General features: G+C 77.3%; 11 protein-coding genes. 5 read left to right on the top strand and 6 right to left on the bottom strand.

Going from position 1 to position 16,839, the window contains the following annotated elements:
• Nucleotides 1-598 precede the first annotated feature (598 nt).
• Genes D1J63_RS36685 through D1J63_RS06970 form a run of 3 tightly spaced genes read left to right on the top strand, consistent with a single transcriptional unit; the run spans nucleotide 599 to nucleotide 3,455 of the window.
• Nucleotides 599-1,636: a glycosyltransferase family 9 protein gene (locus D1J63_RS36685; protein WP_241235685.1), complete on the top strand. Its 1,038-nt coding sequence runs from the start codon at nucleotides 599-601 to the stop codon at nucleotides 1,634-1,636.
• Nucleotides 1,633-2,562 (top strand): glycosyltransferase, encoded by a 930-nt coding sequence (locus D1J63_RS06975; RefSeq protein WP_125628193.1) that lies wholly within the window; start codon nucleotides 1,633-1,635, stop codon nucleotides 2,560-2,562. Before D1J63_RS36685 ends, D1J63_RS06975 begins: the two co-directional genes overlap by 4 nt.
• On the top strand, nucleotides 2,559-3,455 hold the full coding sequence (locus tag D1J63_RS06970; RefSeq protein WP_125628192.1) for a glycosyltransferase: 897 nt from the start codon (nucleotides 2,559-2,561) through the stop codon (nucleotides 3,453-3,455). The genes D1J63_RS06975 and D1J63_RS06970 overlap by 4 nt, the downstream gene beginning before the upstream one ends.
• A 31-nt stretch (nucleotides 3,456-3,486) precedes the next feature.
• Here the strand turns inward: D1J63_RS06970 and D1J63_RS06965 are convergent, their stop codons facing one another.
• The 4 genes from D1J63_RS06965 to D1J63_RS06950 all read right to left on the bottom strand — a co-directional run bounded on the left by D1J63_RS06965 (nucleotide 3,487) and on the right by D1J63_RS06950 (nucleotide 6,712).
• Nucleotides 3,487-3,795 (bottom strand): DUF3040 domain-containing protein, encoded by a 309-nt coding sequence (locus D1J63_RS06965; RefSeq protein WP_125628191.1) that lies wholly within the window; start codon nucleotides 3,793-3,795, stop codon nucleotides 3,487-3,489.
• Between the two features lie 98 nt (nucleotides 3,796-3,893).
• Complete coding sequence (locus tag D1J63_RS06960; protein ID WP_125628190.1) at nucleotides 3,894-4,880, bottom strand: polysaccharide pyruvyl transferase family protein; 987 nt, start codon at nucleotides 4,878-4,880, stop codon at nucleotides 3,894-3,896.
• A gap of 87 nt (nucleotides 4,881-4,967) precedes the next feature.
• Nucleotides 4,968-6,329 carry a hypothetical protein gene (locus D1J63_RS06955; protein ID WP_125628189.1) on the bottom strand — a complete coding sequence of 454 codons (1,362 nt, stop codon included), beginning with the start codon at nucleotides 6,327-6,329 and terminating at the stop codon, nucleotides 4,968-4,970.
• The gene (locus D1J63_RS06950; protein WP_125628188.1) at nucleotides 6,326-6,712 is read right to left on the bottom strand and encodes a hypothetical protein; all 387 of its coding nucleotides are present in this window, start codon (nucleotides 6,710-6,712) and stop codon (nucleotides 6,326-6,328) included. The genes D1J63_RS06955 and D1J63_RS06950 overlap by 4 nt, the downstream gene beginning before the upstream one ends.
• 368 nt (nucleotides 6,713-7,080) lie before the next feature.
• Here D1J63_RS06950 and D1J63_RS06945 point away from each other — a divergent pair, with 368 nt between their 5' ends.
• Both D1J63_RS06945 and D1J63_RS06940 read left to right on the top strand, forming a co-directional pair.
• Nucleotides 7,081-10,896, top strand: a complete 3,816-nt coding sequence (locus tag D1J63_RS06945) for a WD40 repeat domain-containing protein (RefSeq protein WP_125628187.1) — start codon at nucleotides 7,081-7,083, stop codon at nucleotides 10,894-10,896.
• A gap of 165 nt (nucleotides 10,897-11,061) precedes the next feature.
• Nucleotides 11,062-12,168 (top strand): winged helix DNA-binding domain-containing protein, encoded by a 1,107-nt coding sequence (locus D1J63_RS06940; protein WP_125628186.1) that lies wholly within the window; start codon nucleotides 11,062-11,064, stop codon nucleotides 12,166-12,168.
• 477 nt (nucleotides 12,169-12,645) lie between these two features.
• On the opposite strand, the gene D1J63_RS06935 is transcribed toward D1J63_RS06940, so the two are convergent.
• Nucleotides 12,646-15,477, bottom strand: coding sequence for a LuxR family transcriptional regulator (locus D1J63_RS06935; RefSeq protein ID WP_125628185.1), 2,832 nt, complete (start codon nucleotides 15,475-15,477; stop codon nucleotides 12,646-12,648).
• Nucleotides 15,478-15,863: 386 nt separating this feature from the next.
• Nucleotides 15,864-16,718: a helix-turn-helix transcriptional regulator gene (locus D1J63_RS06930; RefSeq protein WP_125628184.1), complete on the bottom strand. Its 855-nt coding sequence runs from the start codon at nucleotides 16,716-16,718 to the stop codon at nucleotides 15,864-15,866.
• Between the last annotated feature and the right edge of the window lie 121 nt (nucleotides 16,719-16,839).

The raw sequence follows: 16,839 nt of genomic DNA, 5'->3' as shown, positions 1-16,839 counted from the left end.
GGCCCCGGCGCTCCCCTCACCGGGGGCGGAGCAGGCCGGCCGCGGAACACGGCCCGCGCCGACCACCGCGCACGACCGGCCACCGGCCGGCCCGGGCAGGCCCGCCACGGCGACGCCGGTGACCGGCCGGGAGTCCGGCGACGGGCCGCCCGCCGACACGGGAGGGCGCGCGAGCTGCGGGGCACCGGCGGCGTCACCGACGGGACCGGTCCGTGGAGGACCGGAGGCCGTGGCCGGCCCGTTCGGCCCGGTCGGGGTGGAGGGCGTCGGGATGGTCGGTGTCGGGAGGCCGGGCGGGGATCGGGCCGGAGCCGGCCGGGATCCCGCCGCCCGCGCCGCCGTCCTCCGCGCCGCCGCCCGCGGCGGTGCGGTGACCCCGGTCCTGCCGGTGGGCGGTCCTGCCGTGCCCCCGGGTGGCCGGCCGGCCGACACAGGCGTCGCGGCGGCGGCCGCCCGGCTCGGACCGGGGCCCGGGGAGGGCGGCTTCGCGTCCGCCGGGTCGGCCGGTGGGCCGGTGACCGGGGACCCCGTGCATCCGCCGGTCGCCGGAGCGGGGAGCCCAGGCGCCGCCGGGGCGCCGCGGGGCGGGCCGGAACCGGTGCGGGGCGAGGGCGGGGACCGGCCCCGCGTACTCGTCCTGCGTGCCCTCGGGCTCGGGGATCTGCTGGCCGGGGTGCCCGCGCTGCGGGCGTTGCGGCGGGCGTACCCCGGGCACGAGCTGGTGCTGGCCGGCCCCGCCGAGCTGGCCCCCGTGGCCGCCGCGTCCGGTGCCGTGGACCGGGTGCTGCCCGCCGCCGCACCCGGGCGGGCCGTCCCGCGCACCCTCGACTGGACCGGGCCGCCCCCCGACGTCGCCGTCGACCTGCACGGCAACGGGCCGCCCAGTCACCGCCTCCTGGCCGGCCTGCGCCCGGGCAGGCTGCTGGCGTTCGCGCACCCCGAGACCCCCGAGGTGGAGGGCCCGGTCTGGTACGCCGAGGAGCACGAGCGGGAGCGGTGGTGCCGACTGCTGCGCGCGTACGGCATCGACGCCGACCCCGCCGACCTGCGGCTGCCGCGCCCGGACGCACCCTCTCCCGCCCCCGGTGCCGTCGTCCTGCACCCCGGCGCCGGCGCCCCCTCCCGCTGCTGGCCCGTGGAGCGGTACGCGGCCGTCGCCGAGGCGCTGCGGGCACGCGGGCGTCGGGTCGTGGTCACCGGGGGAGCGGGCGAGGCGGACCTGGTGGCCCGGCTGGCCAAGCTCGCCGACCTGCCCGACACCGACGTGTTCGGCGGCGGCCTGCCCTACGACCGGCTCTCCGCCCTCGTCGCCGGCGCCCGCGCCGTCGTCAGCGGTGACACCGGCATCGCCCACCTGGCCGTCGCCCACGCCACACCCTCCGTCACCCTCTTCGGACCGGTCCCGCCCAGCCGCTGGGGCCCGCCGCCCCACCCCCGGCACCGCGCCCTGTGGCACCCGGGCCCGGACGGCGACCCGCACGGCCGCGAGACCGACCCGGCGCTGCTGCGGATCACCCCCGACGCCGTGCTCGAAGCCCTGCACGCGCTGGACACCCCCGATGCCCACGACACCCCCGACGCCCAGGACACCCCGCACTCCCCGGACGCCCCGGGCACTTCGGAAGAGGCACCATGAACCACGCCGCGCACCACGGACCGACGGCCACCCGGGAACGGCCCCACCCCGACGACCCCGCGCGGCCCGCCCCCGTCGGGATCGTCATCGCCACCCGCAACCGCCGCGCCAGCCTCGCCGTCACCGTGCGGAACCTGCTCGCGCTGCCCGAGCGGCCCGAGATCCTCGTCGTCGACAACGCCTCCACCGACGGCACCCGCGCCATGCTGGCCCGCGACCACCCCCAGGTCCGCGTCCTCACCATGCCGGTCAACCGCGGCGCCCTCGCCCGCACCCACGGGGTCCGCGCCCTGGACACCCCCTACGTCGCGTTCAGCGACGACGACTCCTGGTGGGCCCCCGGCTCCCTGAGCGCCGCCGCCCGGCACTTCGACGAGCACCCCAGGCTCGGCCTGCTCTCCGCCCGCACCCTCGTCGGTGCCGCCGACGCCGCCGACCCCCTCAACGACCTGCTCGCCGGCTCCCCGCTCGGCACGGCCACCGACCTCCCCGGCACCCAGGTGCTCGGCTTCCTCGCCTGCGCCGCCGTCGCCCGCCGCACCGCCTACCTAGACGCGGGCGGCTACCACCCGCTGCTCTTCTTCGGCGCCGAGGAGACCCTCCTCGCCTACGACCTCGCGGCCCGAGGCTGGGGCGTCACGCACTGCCCCGACGTCGTCGCCCACCACCACCCGGACCCGCGCCCCCGCACCGACCGCCCGGCCGTCGTACGCCGCAACGAACTCCTCACCGCCTGGCTGCGCCGCCCCCTCCCGTACGCCCTGGCCCGCACCCGCGCGCTCGCCGCCGACGCCCGCCGCGACCCGGACGCCCGGCACGCCCTGCGCGAAACGCTCACCCGCCTGCCCGCCGCCCTGCGCGCCCGCAGGCCCCTGCCCCCGCACGTGGAACGGGCGGCCCGCCTCCTCGACGGAGCGGCCTCATGACGGACACCCGCACCACCGTCGTCGTCATCACCCACAACCGGTGCCCCGAACTCCTGCGCACCCTGGACCGGCTCGCCGAACTCCCCGAGCGGCCCGCGGTGATCGTCACCGACAACGGCTCCACCGACGGCACGGCCGCCGCCGTCGCCCGCCACCACCCCGGCGTACGGCTCCTCCTGCCCGGCCGCAACCTCGGCGCCGTCGGCCGCAATCTGGCGATCCGCCAGGTCGACACCCCCTACGTCGCCTTCTGCGACGACGACTCCTGGTGGGCGCCCGGCTCCCTGGCCGGAGCCGCGGACCTGCTCGACCGGTACCCGGCGGTCGGCACGGTCACCGCGCGCATCCTGGTGGAACCGGACGGCACCGAGGACCCGATCGTCAAGGAACTGCGCGACTCGCCCGTACCCCGCCCCGACTGGCTGCCCGGACCGGCGCTCGGCTCCTTCCTGGCCGCCGCGACCGTCCTGCGCACCGACGCCTTCCGCGCCGCGGGCGGCTTCCACCCACGGCTGTGGCTGGGCGGCGAGGAAGAACTGCTCGCCGCCGACCTGGCCGCCGACGGCTGGTGGCTGACGTACGCCGATCACCTGACGATCCACCACCACCCGTCCCGGGTACGGGACTCGACGGTGCGCCGGGCCCAGGGCATCCGCAACACCCTGTGGTTCACCTGGCTGCGCCGCCCGGTCGGCCCCGCCCTGCGCCGCACCCTGCACCTGGCCCGCACCGTCCCCCGCGACACCGCGTCCCTGCGCGCCTTCGCGGAGGCGACGGCCGCGCTGCCGTGGGTGCTGCGCGAACGCCGGGTGCTGCCGCCGCAGGTCGAGGCCCGCCTCCGTGCCCTGGAACCCGCCCAACGCGACTCGACGGCCCGCAGTTACACCGGCTGAGCCGCCGGGGGAGCGCGTAACGGCGGACCGGCTAGCCCCTGGTCCAGCGGCACAGCAGCCGGAACACCGCGAACAGGGCCACCGGCCACACACCGGCGAACGCCCAGATCACGCCGGGCGCGGACGTGACGATGCCGACGACCATCAGCGTCACCGCCACGGCGAGCAGCACGAGCACGGTCGGGACGCGCGGGCGGTAGGCCGCCAGACGGGTGAGGTCGGGGAAACGGCGGTACCGCAGCGTGCGCAGGCGCCGGTCGAGCCGGCGATCGCGGCGCAGGGCCCGTTCGACCTCGTCGAGTATGCGTTGCTCGTGATCGGGGAGCCGGCCGATGGACACGATGTTTCCTCCTGGGGACGGACCGACCGTCGTCGAGTTCCCGCGCAGCCCGCGACCAACCGCCCGCCCGGACCCTCGTCGCCCGTCCGCCCGGACCGTCATCGCCCCGCCTCGGCCTCCGCCGCCTCCCGCAACGCCGCCACCAACCCGTCCGCGGCGTCCGGCACCCCGTCCGGCACCGACTCCGCCGCGCGGAACCCCGCGCCGATGCGTGCCGCCTCCGCCCGCCCGTCGGCCAGGCACCAGTCCCACCAGCGCTCCAGCGTCTCCTCCGCCGAGCCCTCCGCGGAGAGTTCCGCCGAACCCCCCGCCGGACCCCCGGCCGAGCCCTCCGCCGACGCCTTCGTGAGCCGCTCGGCGGGCACCAGCGCCGGCCAGCCGCAGGCCCGGGCCTGCGCCGTCACCTTCGCACCGCCCTCCACCGGATCCACCGCCAGCGCCGGGACACCGGCCCGCAGCGCCAGGACCAGCCCGTGCAGCCGGTCGGTGACGACCAGATCGAGCCGGGACAGCACGGCCTCCAGCTGGGCCGGCGTGCCGCACAGCCGCCAGTCGTGCGCGTCCAGCCGCGTCTCCAGCTCGAGCCGGGCACAGTCCCGGCCGGCCAGCCAGCGCGTCAGCACGGCGGCGACCTCCTCGTGCCGGCGCCGTCCCCCGTACTCGTGCTGCCCGTGGGTGAGCACCACCCCGACGACGGGCACCGCCGGGAGCGCCGGAGCCCGGGCCGCGAGATCCAGCCCGGGACCATCCCCGGCGCCGTCCCGGGCCATCACCCGGTGGAAGCCGGTGACGGCCGGGGAGCCCGCGTCGACCACGGAGACGCCGACGGCGACCCGCACACAGTGCGCGAACCGCCGGTGCAACTCCTCGACCTGCACCCCGTGCACCGGCCCGCACACGAACACCAGCCGCGAGTACGCCGCCGGGTCCACGTCCGCGAAGTGCGTGCCGTCGGCGCGGAACCCGGGGCTCCACACGACGTCGTACGCCGACCCCGCGTCCCGCAGCACCCGCTCCACCCGCGCCAGCGCCAGCACGTCCCCGGCCGTCGCCTCCCCGTGCAGGAAGCTGAACCAGCCGGTCACCAGGGTTCTGTCCCGTTCGTACACAGTGCCCCCGGGTGCCCCGCCGGCGCCCCGGCAACCACCGGGGCGACGGTCACCGGCGTCCGGTCAGCGCCCGACCACCGGCCCGAAGGCGTCGCGCACGTCCGCGTCCGAGGGGGTGACGGCCATCCGGGACGGCAGCGCGCCGAAGTATCCGAGGGTGCCGGGGCAGCTCTCGCCGCCGATCTGCACGGTGCGGTCGGTCACGAGCTTCCCGGTCCGCAGCGCGTAGGTCTTCACCCGGACCGCCAGTTTGTTGAACCGGACACTGCCGATGCGGCCCTCGTGGTCCCGGTACCGGCAGGTCTCGACGACGTCCCCCGCCTCCGTCTCGTCCGCGCACACCACCAGCGCGGCCTCGGGCGTGTCGGCCCGCCACTCCTCCGGCAGCTTGTCCGTGTACTCGGTGTCACCCACGAACACGGCACCGCTCCTGCCCTTGCGGTAGGCGGGGGCCGCCGAGTACTTCGCCGGATTCCGGCAGTATCCGGAGTCCATGCCGTCCGCCTCGTCGAGCAGATTCCCGACCTGGATCAGTTCGAGCGCCAGATCCGCCTTCCTGATCCCCTCGCGGGCGTCGTCCGCCCGGCTGTCACCCGGATGCTCGTCGAGCAGCCGCCGGTAGACGTCCCGCGCGTCGGCCCACTCCTCGTCGGTCAGCAGTGCGTCGCCGCACGCCGCGAGCGCCCCCGGGCCGATCCGGGCCGCGGTGGCCGAGGCGGGTCCGGTCAGGTCCTTCGGACCGGTCCTCCGGTCCCGGAGCCAGTCCGCGATGCGTACGTTCCGGCAGCCGTCGTCGGTGGGCAGCCGCCCCAGATAGCGGTCCAGGGTCGCCTCGACCGTCCGCTCGTTGCCGGGCTCGCCGAGCACCGCACCGAGCCGCTCGAAGGCGGCCTCCAGCATGTCCAGGTCGCCGGTCAGTCCGCCGCTCAGATAGCCCGCCGCCGCGTCCAGGCGCTCGCACGCCTCCACCACCGTGTCGCCCCGGGCGGCCACCGGCGCGGCGACGAGCCGGTGCCGCAGCCCCACCTCCTCCTGGGCGTCCACCGCGGCCCGGCAACTCCCGTCCGCGCGGGCGTCGGTGACACGGTCCTCGATCCCGTACGCGTCGAACCGCACCCACCCGGCGGCCGCGAGCACCGGCACGGCGAGGGCGAGGGCGAGCACCCGCTGTCCGCGCCGCGGCCCCGCCGCCGGGTGCCGCCGCGCCAGCCACCAGCCGTGCGCGACGACCGCCGCCCACCACAGCACCACCAGCAGTTCGCACCACGTCCCGGCGACGGCGTACGTCAGCCACAGCAGCGCGGCCGTGACCACCGCGGCGGCCCAGAACAGGGCCCGGCGACCCAGCAGCAGGTACCCCGCCCCCAGCAGCGAGGCGTTGCCCAGGGCCACGGCGAGCGGATCGGGCTCGCGCGGCCCGGTCATACCGCGGACTCCTCGTCGATCTCCTCCCCGCCGCGGGCCCGCACGTACGCCTCGGCGGCCGGCCGGTACAGCAGGACCACGCCCGGGACGGCCAGCAGCGCGGCCAGGAGCAGCGTGGTGCCGCCGTACAGCGGATCGTCGAGGGCGAACGGCGTGGCGACGACGAAGAGCACCGCGGTCAGACCGCTCGTCGCGGTCCGGGCGGTGCGCCGGCCGCGGCCCGCGCGGACGGCGAACCAGAAGCAGACCGCCAGCAGCAGAAGCACCAGGGTGGCCGCCCCCTGCGGGCCGCTCGCCGTGGTGGCCGCGACCAGGGTCCCCAGCATCACCAGCACCACCGCCAGCGTCACGCTCCGCGGCCGACGGGTCGCCTCGGTGGTCATCGGATCACTTCCTTCATGTCTCGTCATGTGCCTTGAGCCGCCCTCGGCCGTCCTCGGCGGACGGGGGAGGGCAAAGGGGGCACGGGTGCGGGGTGGCGCGACCGTGACCGAGCCGGTCGTGCCGCCCCGCACTCCCCCGGACCCGAATTCCACCGCGCCGCACCGTTGTTCAGCAGCCCGCGCCCGGCACTGAACAATGCGGAATCCGCCGCGGAGCGAGCCGGAAGCTGCGGACCTCGCGTGAAGGCACCGTGAACTCCCCGTGCGCCCCGCCCCGGCGACCGGCCCCGAGCTTGCCGCCCGCTCCCGCGCCTCCCTACCGTGGGCGTCCGGACGGGGACCGAGAGCGACGGCGGGGCGGGGCACACGTGGGCGGAAACGGAGCGGGGCGCCGGGAGCGACGGCTCGACCCCGCGGCCGGACCGGTGCAGCGGTTCGCCGCCGAACTCCGTGCCCTGCGCGAGTCGGTGGGGCGTCCGACGTACCGGACGATGGCGGACAAGGTCCCGTTCTCGGTGACCGCGCTGTCGCAGGCGGCGGCCGGACGGCAGCTGCCCACCCTCGCGGTGACCCTGGCCTACGTCGACGTCTGCGGCGGCGACCCGGGGGAGTGGGAGCGGCGCTGGCGGGCGGCGAGCGCGGAGGCCGCCGCACTCGCCGCCGCCGACGAGGACACCCGCCCGCCCTACCGGGGCCTGACCCGCTACGAACCGGACGACGCCGCCCTGTTCTTCGGCCGCGACCGGCTGGTCGGCCGACTGGAGTCACTGACCCGCGGGCACCGTTTCGCCGCCGTCTTCGGCCCCTCGGGCAGCGGCAAGTCCTCCCTGCTGCGGGCCGGCCTGATCCCGCGCCTGCGCACGCCCGCCCCGGACGCGGGCGCCGACGCTCCCGCCGCGCCGGCGGCCGTGCGCATCCTCACCCCCGGCGCCGCACCGATGACCACCCACGCGGACCGCCTGGACCCCGTGCCGGACACGGACGCGGACACCTGGCTGCTCGTCGACCAGTTCGAGGAGCTGTACACCCTCTGCGCCGATTCGGCCGAACGGAACGCCTTCGTCGACCGCCTCCTCGGCGCCACCGCCGCCGACAGCCGGCTGCGCGTGGTGGTCGCCGTACGCGCCGACTTCCTCGGGCGCTGCGCCGAACATCCCGGCCTCACCGCCGCGTTGCAGGACGCGACCCTGCTGGCCGGCCCGATGAGCCGGGAGGAGCTGCGCGAGGCCGTCGTCCGCCCCGCCGCCGCGGCCTCACTGGTCGTCGAACGCGCCCTGACCGCACGCCTGATCGACGAGGTCGAGGACGCGCCCGGCGGACTGCCGCTGATGTCGCACGCGTTGCTGGAGACCTGGCGGCACCGCACCGGCCGCACCCTGACCGTCACCGGCTACGAGGCCGCCGGGGGACTGCGCGGCGCCGTCGTCCGCACCGCCGAGGAGGTGTACGGCGAACTGACCGCGCCCCAGGCCGACCTGGCCCGGCGGATCCTGCTGCGGCTGGTCGCCCCGGGCGACGGCACCCCCGACACCCGGCGCCCGGCCGAGCACGCGGAACTCGACCTCGGCGACCCCGACGGCACCCGCGCCGTGCTCGACCGGCTGGTCGCCGCCCGGCTGCTCACCCTCGACGACGGCACCGTCGAACTCGCCCACGAGGCCCTCATCACCGCGTGGCCGCGACTGCGCGGCTGGATCGACGCCGAACGCGACCGGCTCCGCGTCCACCGCGCGCTCTCCGAGGCCGCCCGCACCTGGCTCGCCCTCGGCCGGGAGAACGCCGCGCTCTACGCGGGCTCACGGCTGGCCGCCGCCCGGGAGGCCTTCGGCCGCGACGTCGGCCACGACCACCGGAGCGGGGAACCGGCGCCGGGGGAACTGACCCCGCCGGAGCGCGAGTTCCTGGCCGCGTCGATCCACCGGCGGCGGCGCGCGGTGTGGCTGCGCCGCGGGCTGTCGGCCGTCCTCGCCCTGCTGGTCGTCCTCGCCTCGGGCACCGCCGTCGTCGCGCTCCGGGCACGGGCCGCCGCCCAGGCCGAGCGGGACGACGCCGTCTTCGGCCGGATCACCGCCGAGGCCGACCGGCTGCGGGAGACCAACGCCGCCCTCTCCGCCCGGCTCGACGTCGCCGCGCTCGGCATGCGCACCACCCCCGAACTGCGCACCGCGCTCACCACGGACGCGGGCCGGGTGCTGTCCACCCGGCTGCCCGGACACGACGACATCGGCAGCGCCGTGGCCTTCGCCCCGGACGGCCGCACCCTCGTCAGCGGCGGCCACGACGGCACCGTACGGCTGTGGGACACGGCCGGATCCGGCCGGCAGCTCGGGGAGCCGCTGCGGATCACCGGCGCCCCGGTGGGCGCGGTGGCGTACTCCCCGGACGGCACCGTGCTGGTGGCGGCCGGGCACGGCGGGGGCATCCGGCTGTGGGACACCCGGGACCGCGACCGGCCCCGGCCCCTGGGCGAGCCCCTGGTCAGCCACGCGGGCGAGTCCGTCACCTCCGTCGCCTTCGCCCCCGACGGCCGCACGCTCGCCACCGTCGGCGACGACGGCACCCTGCGCCTGTGGGACCTGGGCGACCCGGCCCGGCCCGCACCGATCGGCGCACCGGCCCGCGCCGACGCCCGCAGCGTCCGCGACGTCGCCTTCTCCCCGGACGGCCGCACCCTGGCCACGGCCGGGCACACCGGGACCGTACGGCTGTGGCGCCCGGACGGCGCCGACGGGCCCGCCCCGCTCGGCGAACCCCGGCACGCCCACGACGCGGCGGTCTGGTCGGTGGCGTTCTCCCCGGACGGCGACACCCTCGCCACCGCCGGCTACGACGACAAGGTGCGCCTGTGGGAGGTGCGGGGGACCGACGGGCCGCGCCCGCTGGGCGAACCGCTGACCGCGCACACCGCCGCCGTGTGGTCCGTGGAGTTCGGCCCGGACGGCCACACACTGGCCAGTGCCGCGCAGGACGACACGGTCATCCTGTGGAACGTGGCCGACCCCGCCCGCCCGCACCGCATCGGCGAACCCCTGACCGGGCACACCGAGGGCCTGTGGGACCTGGCCTACGGCCCGGACGGCCGCACCCTCGCCACCACCGGCGCCGACCACAGCGTCCGCCTGTGGCACCTGCCGGACGGTGTCCTGACCGACTTCACCAACCCGCTCACCGCCGTTGCCTACGACCCCCGAGGCCGACTACTCGCCGCCGCGAGCACCGACGACGCCCTGGTCCGGCTCTGGGACGTCCGCCGGCCGGGGCCGCCCCGCCCGCTGCCGCGGCCCCTCGCCGGCCACGAGGCCCCCGTCCTGACCACGGCCTTCGCACCCGACGGCCACACCGTCGCCTCCGGCGCCGAGGACGGCACCCTGCGGCTGTGGGACGTCTCCGACCCGGCCCGGCCCGTCCCCGCGGCCACCGTCCCGGACGCCCACCCGGGCGGCGTCCTCACCGTCGCCTTCGCCCCGGACGGCCGCACCCTCGCCACCGGTGGCGTCGACGAGCGGGTCCGCCTGTGGGACGTGCGCGACCCGGACCACGTACGCGCCGTGGGCACGCCCCTGACCGGCCACACCGACTGGGTCGGCTCCGTGGCCTTCTCGCCGGACGGGCAGACCCTCGCCACCGGCAGCCAGGACAAGACGGCCCGGCTGTGGGACGTACGCGACCGCCACCGGCCCCGGCCCGTCGGCGAGCCCATCACCGCCCACGGGGACTGGGTCAACGCGGTGGCCTTCGCCCCCCGGGGCCACGTCCTCGCCACCGGCGGCCGGGACCGCACGGTACGGCTCTGGGACGTCTCCGACCCCGGCCGGGCCCGCCCCCTGGGCGGCGAACTGACCGGCCATCGCGGCGGCGTCACCTCCGTCGCCTTCGCGCCGGACGGCCGCACCCTCGCCAGCGGCGGCGAGGACCACGCGGTACGGCTGTGGAACGTGGCCGACCCCGCCCGTGCCGAGGCCTTCGGCACCGCGCTCACCGGACACCTGGACACCGTCACGTCGGTCGCCTTCGCGCCGGACGGCGACACCCTGGCCTCGGTGGGCAACGACCTCACCGCCAGGATCTGGACCCTGGACACGGACCGTGCGCTCAGCCGCGTCTGCACCCGCACCGGCGGCGACCTCACCCCCACCCGCTGGACCGAACTGCTGCCCAACCTGCCCTACCGCCCCACCTGCTGACCCCACCGGGTCGGAGCCGGCCGACGACCCGCGCGCGGCGCGGGCCACCGGTACACCGCGCCGGCACGACGGCCCGTCGGCCCGCCGGTCCGTCCGTGCACCGCGTCGGCACGACGGGCCCGATCGCGGACAGGATCAGTTTGCGATCCCCGCTACCGTCCTCCCATGACGACCAAGGCAGCGACGACCGCCCCCGTCCTCGGCCTCCGCGCCCTCAACCGGGCCACCCTGGCCCGGCAGTTGCTGCTGCGCCGCGCGGCGATGGATGCCGAGGCCGCCGTCGGGCACCTCGTCGGGCTGCAGGCCCAGAACGTGAAGCCCCCGTACTACGCGCTCGCCGCCCGCCTCGACGGCTTCGCACCCGAGGACCTGTCCGCGCCGATGGCCGAGCGCCGCGTCGCCCGGCTCGTCACGATGCGCTCGACCATCCACACCCACACCGCCGAGGACTGCCTCACCCTGCGACCCCTGGTCCAGGCCGCCAGGGACCGGGAGTTGCACGCCTTCCGCCACGGGCTCACCGGCGTCGACCTGGACCGGCTCGCGGTCCTCGCCCGGGAGCTGGTCGAGGCCGAGCCGCGCACCATGGGCCAGTTGCGCGAGGCCCTCCTCGCCGAGTGGCCCGACGCCGACCCGCAGGCCCTCGCCGTCGCCGCCCGCTGCCGGCTCCCGCTCGTCCAGGTGACGCCGCGCGGACTGTGGGGCCGCAGCGGCGGGGTCGCGCTCACCACCGCCGAGCACTGGCTCGGGCGCCCCGCGCGGCCCGCGCCGGCACCGGACGACACCGTGCTGCGCTACCTCGCCGCGTTCGGGCCGGCCTCGGTGAAGGACATGCAGACCTGGGCGGGCCTGACCCGGCTCCGGGACGCCTTCGAACGACTCCGCCCCCGCCTCGCCACCTTCCGGGACCCGAACGGCACCGAACTCTTCGACCTCCCCGACGCACCGCGCCCCGACCCGGACACCCCGGCCCCGCCGCGCTTCCTGCCCGAGTTCGACAACCTGCTCCTCTCCCACGCCGACCGCACCCGCCTCGTTGCGCCCGCGCACAAGGGCCGCACCTGGCGCAAGAACCAGGCCTACCGCGTCCTCCTCGTCGACGGCTTCGTGGCCGGACTGTGGAAGCTCGCGGACGACGCCCTCGTCGTCGAGCCCTTCGACGCGCTCACGCGCGAGCAGCGGAACGAGGTCGTGGATGAGGGCGGGCGGATGCTCGCGACGATGCACGCCGACACCGCGTACGACATCCGCTTCGGGACCGTACGCGACTGAACCGTCACTCGGGCGCCACGGATGCGGCACGCGGCGGAGCGGGCGGGGGAGAGGGCGGCGGACATGGAGAGGGAGCGTTGCGGGCCGCTCGTGGAGGCCCGCAACGCCCCCTGGTCTGCACCCGAGGGTTGCTCAGGAGATCGGTGAACCTGCCAGGGCGCCCCCGACAAGCAGGGGTCCGCCGCTCTCGCCCTGGCAGGTGTTCATGGCGCCGGCGACGGCCGTGGCGGCGGTCGGTCTGGAGCGGGTGAGCCCGGACATGAGTCTCCTCGGGTGGTCGCCGGTGGGGGGTCGCCCGGGCGTGGGGGGTGGGACGGGGGTCTCGGGACAGACCCCCGTATGCCCGGGCGAGCGGCACGTGTTCACGCTAGAACCGGCGGTCCGGACCACCCAATGAGGGAACCCCCTAGGTGCGGCGGGCAGGGAAAACCCTCGGTTCACCCACGGTAAACCCGACGGTCGCCGGGACGGCTCGGCTCAGTCGGCGCGTCGGCCCGCCGCCAGCCGGACGATGTCGACGCGGGAGCGGATCCCGAGTTTGCGGTAGACCCGGGTCAGCGTCGCCTCGACGGTCTTGACGCTGACGAACAGCCGCGCCGCGATCTCCCGGTTGGTCGCGCCCTCCATGACCAGGGCGGCCACCTGGCGTTCCATCGAGGCGAGCCCCGCCAGACCGTCCGGCTCGGCGGCCGGCACCGGCGCCGGTCCGGCCGCCCGCGCCGCGACGGCCGCCTCCACCCGCCGCAGCCAGGGCAGCGCCCGGCACCGCCGGAACAGCCGCGCCGCCTCGTCGTACGACGCCGACTCCGGGGCCCGCCCCGGCCGTTCGGCGTGCAGCTCGGCCAGCGCGAACACCGCCCGGGCCTCTTCCAGGCCGAACCCCAGCCCGGCCAGCCGCTCCCGCGTCGACGTCAACCTGGCCTCGGCCGCCCGGTGTTCGCCCCGCGCCGCCCGCACCAGCGCCTCGGAGCGGTCGAGGACGGCGAGCACGCTCCCGCGCCCGAGCCGCAGCGCGTGCGCCCGGGTGACCTCGATGACCTCCATCGCCTCGGCCGGCTGCCCGGTGCGCACCAACGCCTCCGCGAGGTCGCCCTGCCAGCGGCCGCGCGCCGGGTCGGTGATGCCCGCCCCGGCCTCCAGCTCCCGCACCCGGCGCAGCGCCCGTACGGCCGCCGCCGCGTCGCCCGCCACCAGGTGCGCGTGCCCGAGCGCGGCCAGCGCCCGCGACAGGTACACGGCGTCGCCGTCCTCCTCCGTCCGCCGCACCGCCTCCCGCGCCAGCTCCAGCGCCCGGTCCGGGTCGCCGCCCGCGGCCTCGGCCAGCGCGGCCTGCATCACGCCCGCGCCCTCCCCGATGCCCGCGTCGCGCGCCAGGGTCAGGCTCTCCCGGGACAGTTCGAGGGCGCGACCGCAGTGGCCCGAATGCAGTTCGGTCTCCGCGAGGAAACGCAGATAGTGCACCTCGCTCTCGGCCATGCCGCGCCGGCGCACCTCGCGCAGCAGCGCGGTGACGGCGGTCCGCGCCTCGGCCAGCCGGTCGTTGATCACCAGCCACCGGAACCGGGAGGAGCCCGCCCCGTTGTGATGGCACGCCACCCGCGGGTCCTGCGGCTCCTCCAGCGCCCGCCGGATGGTCGCCGCGGCGTCCGGGTGGCCCATCAGCGTCTCCGACTGCGCCTGGAACGCGAGGGCCAGCAGCTCGGTGCGCCGGTCCCCGCCCCGCGCCGCCAGCCGGGCCGCGTGCGCGGCGTCCTCCCGGCCCTGGGCGAAGTCGCCCTGCACCACCAGGGAGCGCCAGGCCAGCTGGTAGTGGACCAGGGCGAGCAGCCTCGGGTCGTCGCCCGCGTCGGCCAGGGCCTGCGGGAAGACGGCGTCGACCTCGCCGATGGCCTGCCCGGCCGCCTCGATCACCACCATCCACGCCCGCACCCGCTCGCCGGGCGCGGTGGCCCGGGTCAGCACCTCGCGGGCGATGTCCCGGGCGAGGTCCGGCTCACCGGCGGTGATGGCGTCCTCGGCCGCCGTGAGCCGCCGCTCGTCCGGACCCGGGTCGCCCTCGGCCGGGGTGTGGCGGGCGGCGAGCAGCCCCAGCGAGGCGGCCACCGACGGCGCCCCGCGGTCCCGGGCCAGCGCGGCGGCCTCCGCCAGCCGGGCCGCCACCCGCGGGTCGGTGCCGGTGGTGGCCAGCGCCAGGTGCCGGGCCCGCTCGATCGGGTCGGAGGCCGCCGTGGACAGCGCCGCGTGCGCCGCCCGCCGTTCCGGCGCCGGGGCCTCGGCGTACAGCGCGGCCGAGATCAGCGGATGCGCGAACCGCACGGTCGGGCCCTCGGGGTCGGGCGCCAGCAGTCCCAGCGCCGCCGCCTGCGCGGTCTCCGCGTCGGCGTTCTCCCGGCCGGCCGCGTGCAGCAGGGCCGGGGTGGGGCGGGCGCCGGCGCTGGCCACCAGGAGGGTGCGGCGGGCCTCGTCCGAGAGCATCTCCAGGCGGGACAGGACCAGGGCGCGCAGCGAGGTCGGCACCGGCAGCGGCTCGCCCGGGCGCGGTGCGGCGGGGCTCTCGGCCAGGGCCCGGCCCAGTTCCAGGGCGAACAGCGGATTGCCGCCGCTGGTGCGGTGGATGTCGCGGACGGTGGACCGGTGCAGACCCGTGTAGCCGCGTTCGTCGAGCAGCGCCGACACCTGGGCGCGGGTCAGCGGCCCCAGGCGCACGGCCCGGGTGTCCGGCGGGGAGGCGCGCAGGTGGCGGTCGTACTCCGCGTCCCCGGTCTCCGGTCCCTCGGTGCGCACCGCGCACAGCAGCCGTACCGGTGTGTCGCCCAGCCGGCGGGCGGCGAAGCCGAGGAGTTCGGCGCTGGCCGGATCCAGCCACTGGAGGTCGTCGGCGACGACGAGAACCGGCCCCGCGGCGGCGAGGGCGCGCAGCGCGGACAGGACGGCCAGACGCAGCGCGAGGCCGTCGCGCTGGAGGGTGGACTCGCCGCGGCCGGTGAGCGCCGACTCCAGTGCGGTGCGCTGCGCGGCGGGCAGGGCGCAGGAGACCTCGTCGAGGACCGTGCCGAGCAGGTCGGCGAGGGCGAGGAAGGGGAGGTGGGATTCGGACTCGGTGGCCGAGCAGCGCAACACGGTGTGCGCCGTGCGGGCATATTCCGCGGCCAGGGTGCGCAGGACCGTCGACTTTCCAATTCCGGCGGGACCGTACAGCAACACACTGCCGCCCCGGGTGAGTTGCTCACGCGCCGCGCCGAACGAGTCCTCCCGCCCGATGACCAGGTCGGAGCGGCGACCTGCAGCCTCCGCGAAGTCCCGTGGCACGGTGACCGCTCCCCTCCGTGTGTCGTGTCCGGGCCAATATTAGGCACCGGGGCATTGCATTACGGAGGGACGACCAGGTGAGGCGAATAACAAAATCCCAAAGCGCCGAAAGCAATCACCGCGGGAAATCCCCGGCCGGCCCGGACGCGCGGGGCCCGTGCCCCGGCCCGCGCCCCACGCCGGCCCGCGCCTGAGCCGGCACCCCGTCCAGCGTCGGCCCCGTCCTGCGTGGGCACCTGGTCCTGTCGGCCCCCGTCCTGCGTCGGCCCGCGCCCTGAGCCGGGCACCCCGTCCAGCGTCGGGCACCCCGTCCAGCGTCGGGCACCCGGTCCTGCGTGGGCCCGCGTCCCGCGTCGGGCGCCCCGCCCCACGCCCGCCACGTCCTTCTACGGAAGCCACCCCGTCCGGCGGGCCGCCGCGACGGCCTCCGTGCGGGTGCGGGCGCCCAGCTTGCGCATCGCCGAGCGCAGATAGCTCTTGACGGTCTCCGGACCCACCCCGAGCCGCTCGGCCGCCGCCCCGTTCGTCGCGCCCGCGGCCACGCAGGCCAGCACGTCCACCTCGCGCGGCGCCAGCCGGGGCCCGGGGGCGGGCCCGTCGTCCCCGGCCGCCAGCAGGCCGCACGCGCGCAGCAACTCGTCCCGCAGCGCGGGGTCCGCGATCCTCGGCGCCAGGGCCCGCAGCGCCGCGTGCGCCTCCCGCACCTGCTCCCAGGCCGCGCCGCCCGCCGGATCGGGCGCGGCGGGAGTCCGCGCCGACGGGGGCGAGGCCGCCGCCAGCAGCTCGTCCGCCTCGTCCCGCAGCACCAGCGCCTGCTCCGCGTCCCGCGCCGCCGCGACGGCCGCGCCCAGCGTGCGGTCGCCCAGCGGCTGGGCCGAGCGCAGCGCGCCGTACAGCACGCCGCGCACCCGGCGCCGGACGACCACCGGCACCGCGAGCACCGAGCGCAGGCCCTCGGCGGCGACGGGCAGGTCGTACTCGTGGCTGATCTGCCGGGAGACGGAGTAGTCCGTCACGGCGCACGGCCGCGACAGCGCCACCGCCCGGCCGCCGAGCCCGTTGCCGGCCGTCACCGCCAGCGCGCTGAGCGCGGTGGTGGCCGTGCCGCTCAGCTCACTGATGCGCACCTGGCGCCGCCCGGACTCCACCAGACCGCCGAAGGCGACGGGCAGCCCCGTCGTGCGCCGCAGCCGCACCAGGGCGCTGCGGATCTGAGCCGCCTCGGCCGCGTCCACCGCCACTCGTCCCGTCCTCCCTCGTGACCGCCGTCCTGGGACGCACGCGCCCCGTTCAGGGTCGCCGTCCTGGGACGCACACCCCCGTTCGGGGGTAGTGAGACCCACATCACGGATTAGACGATGG

This window comes from Streptomyces sp. KPB2, assembly GCF_003950055.1.
Taxonomy (GTDB): Bacteria; Actinomycetota; Actinomycetes; order Streptomycetales; family Streptomycetaceae; genus Streptomyces; species Streptomyces salinarius.
Note: the sequence above shows the minus strand (reverse complement) of the source record. Positions and strands in the feature narration are given on the sequence as shown.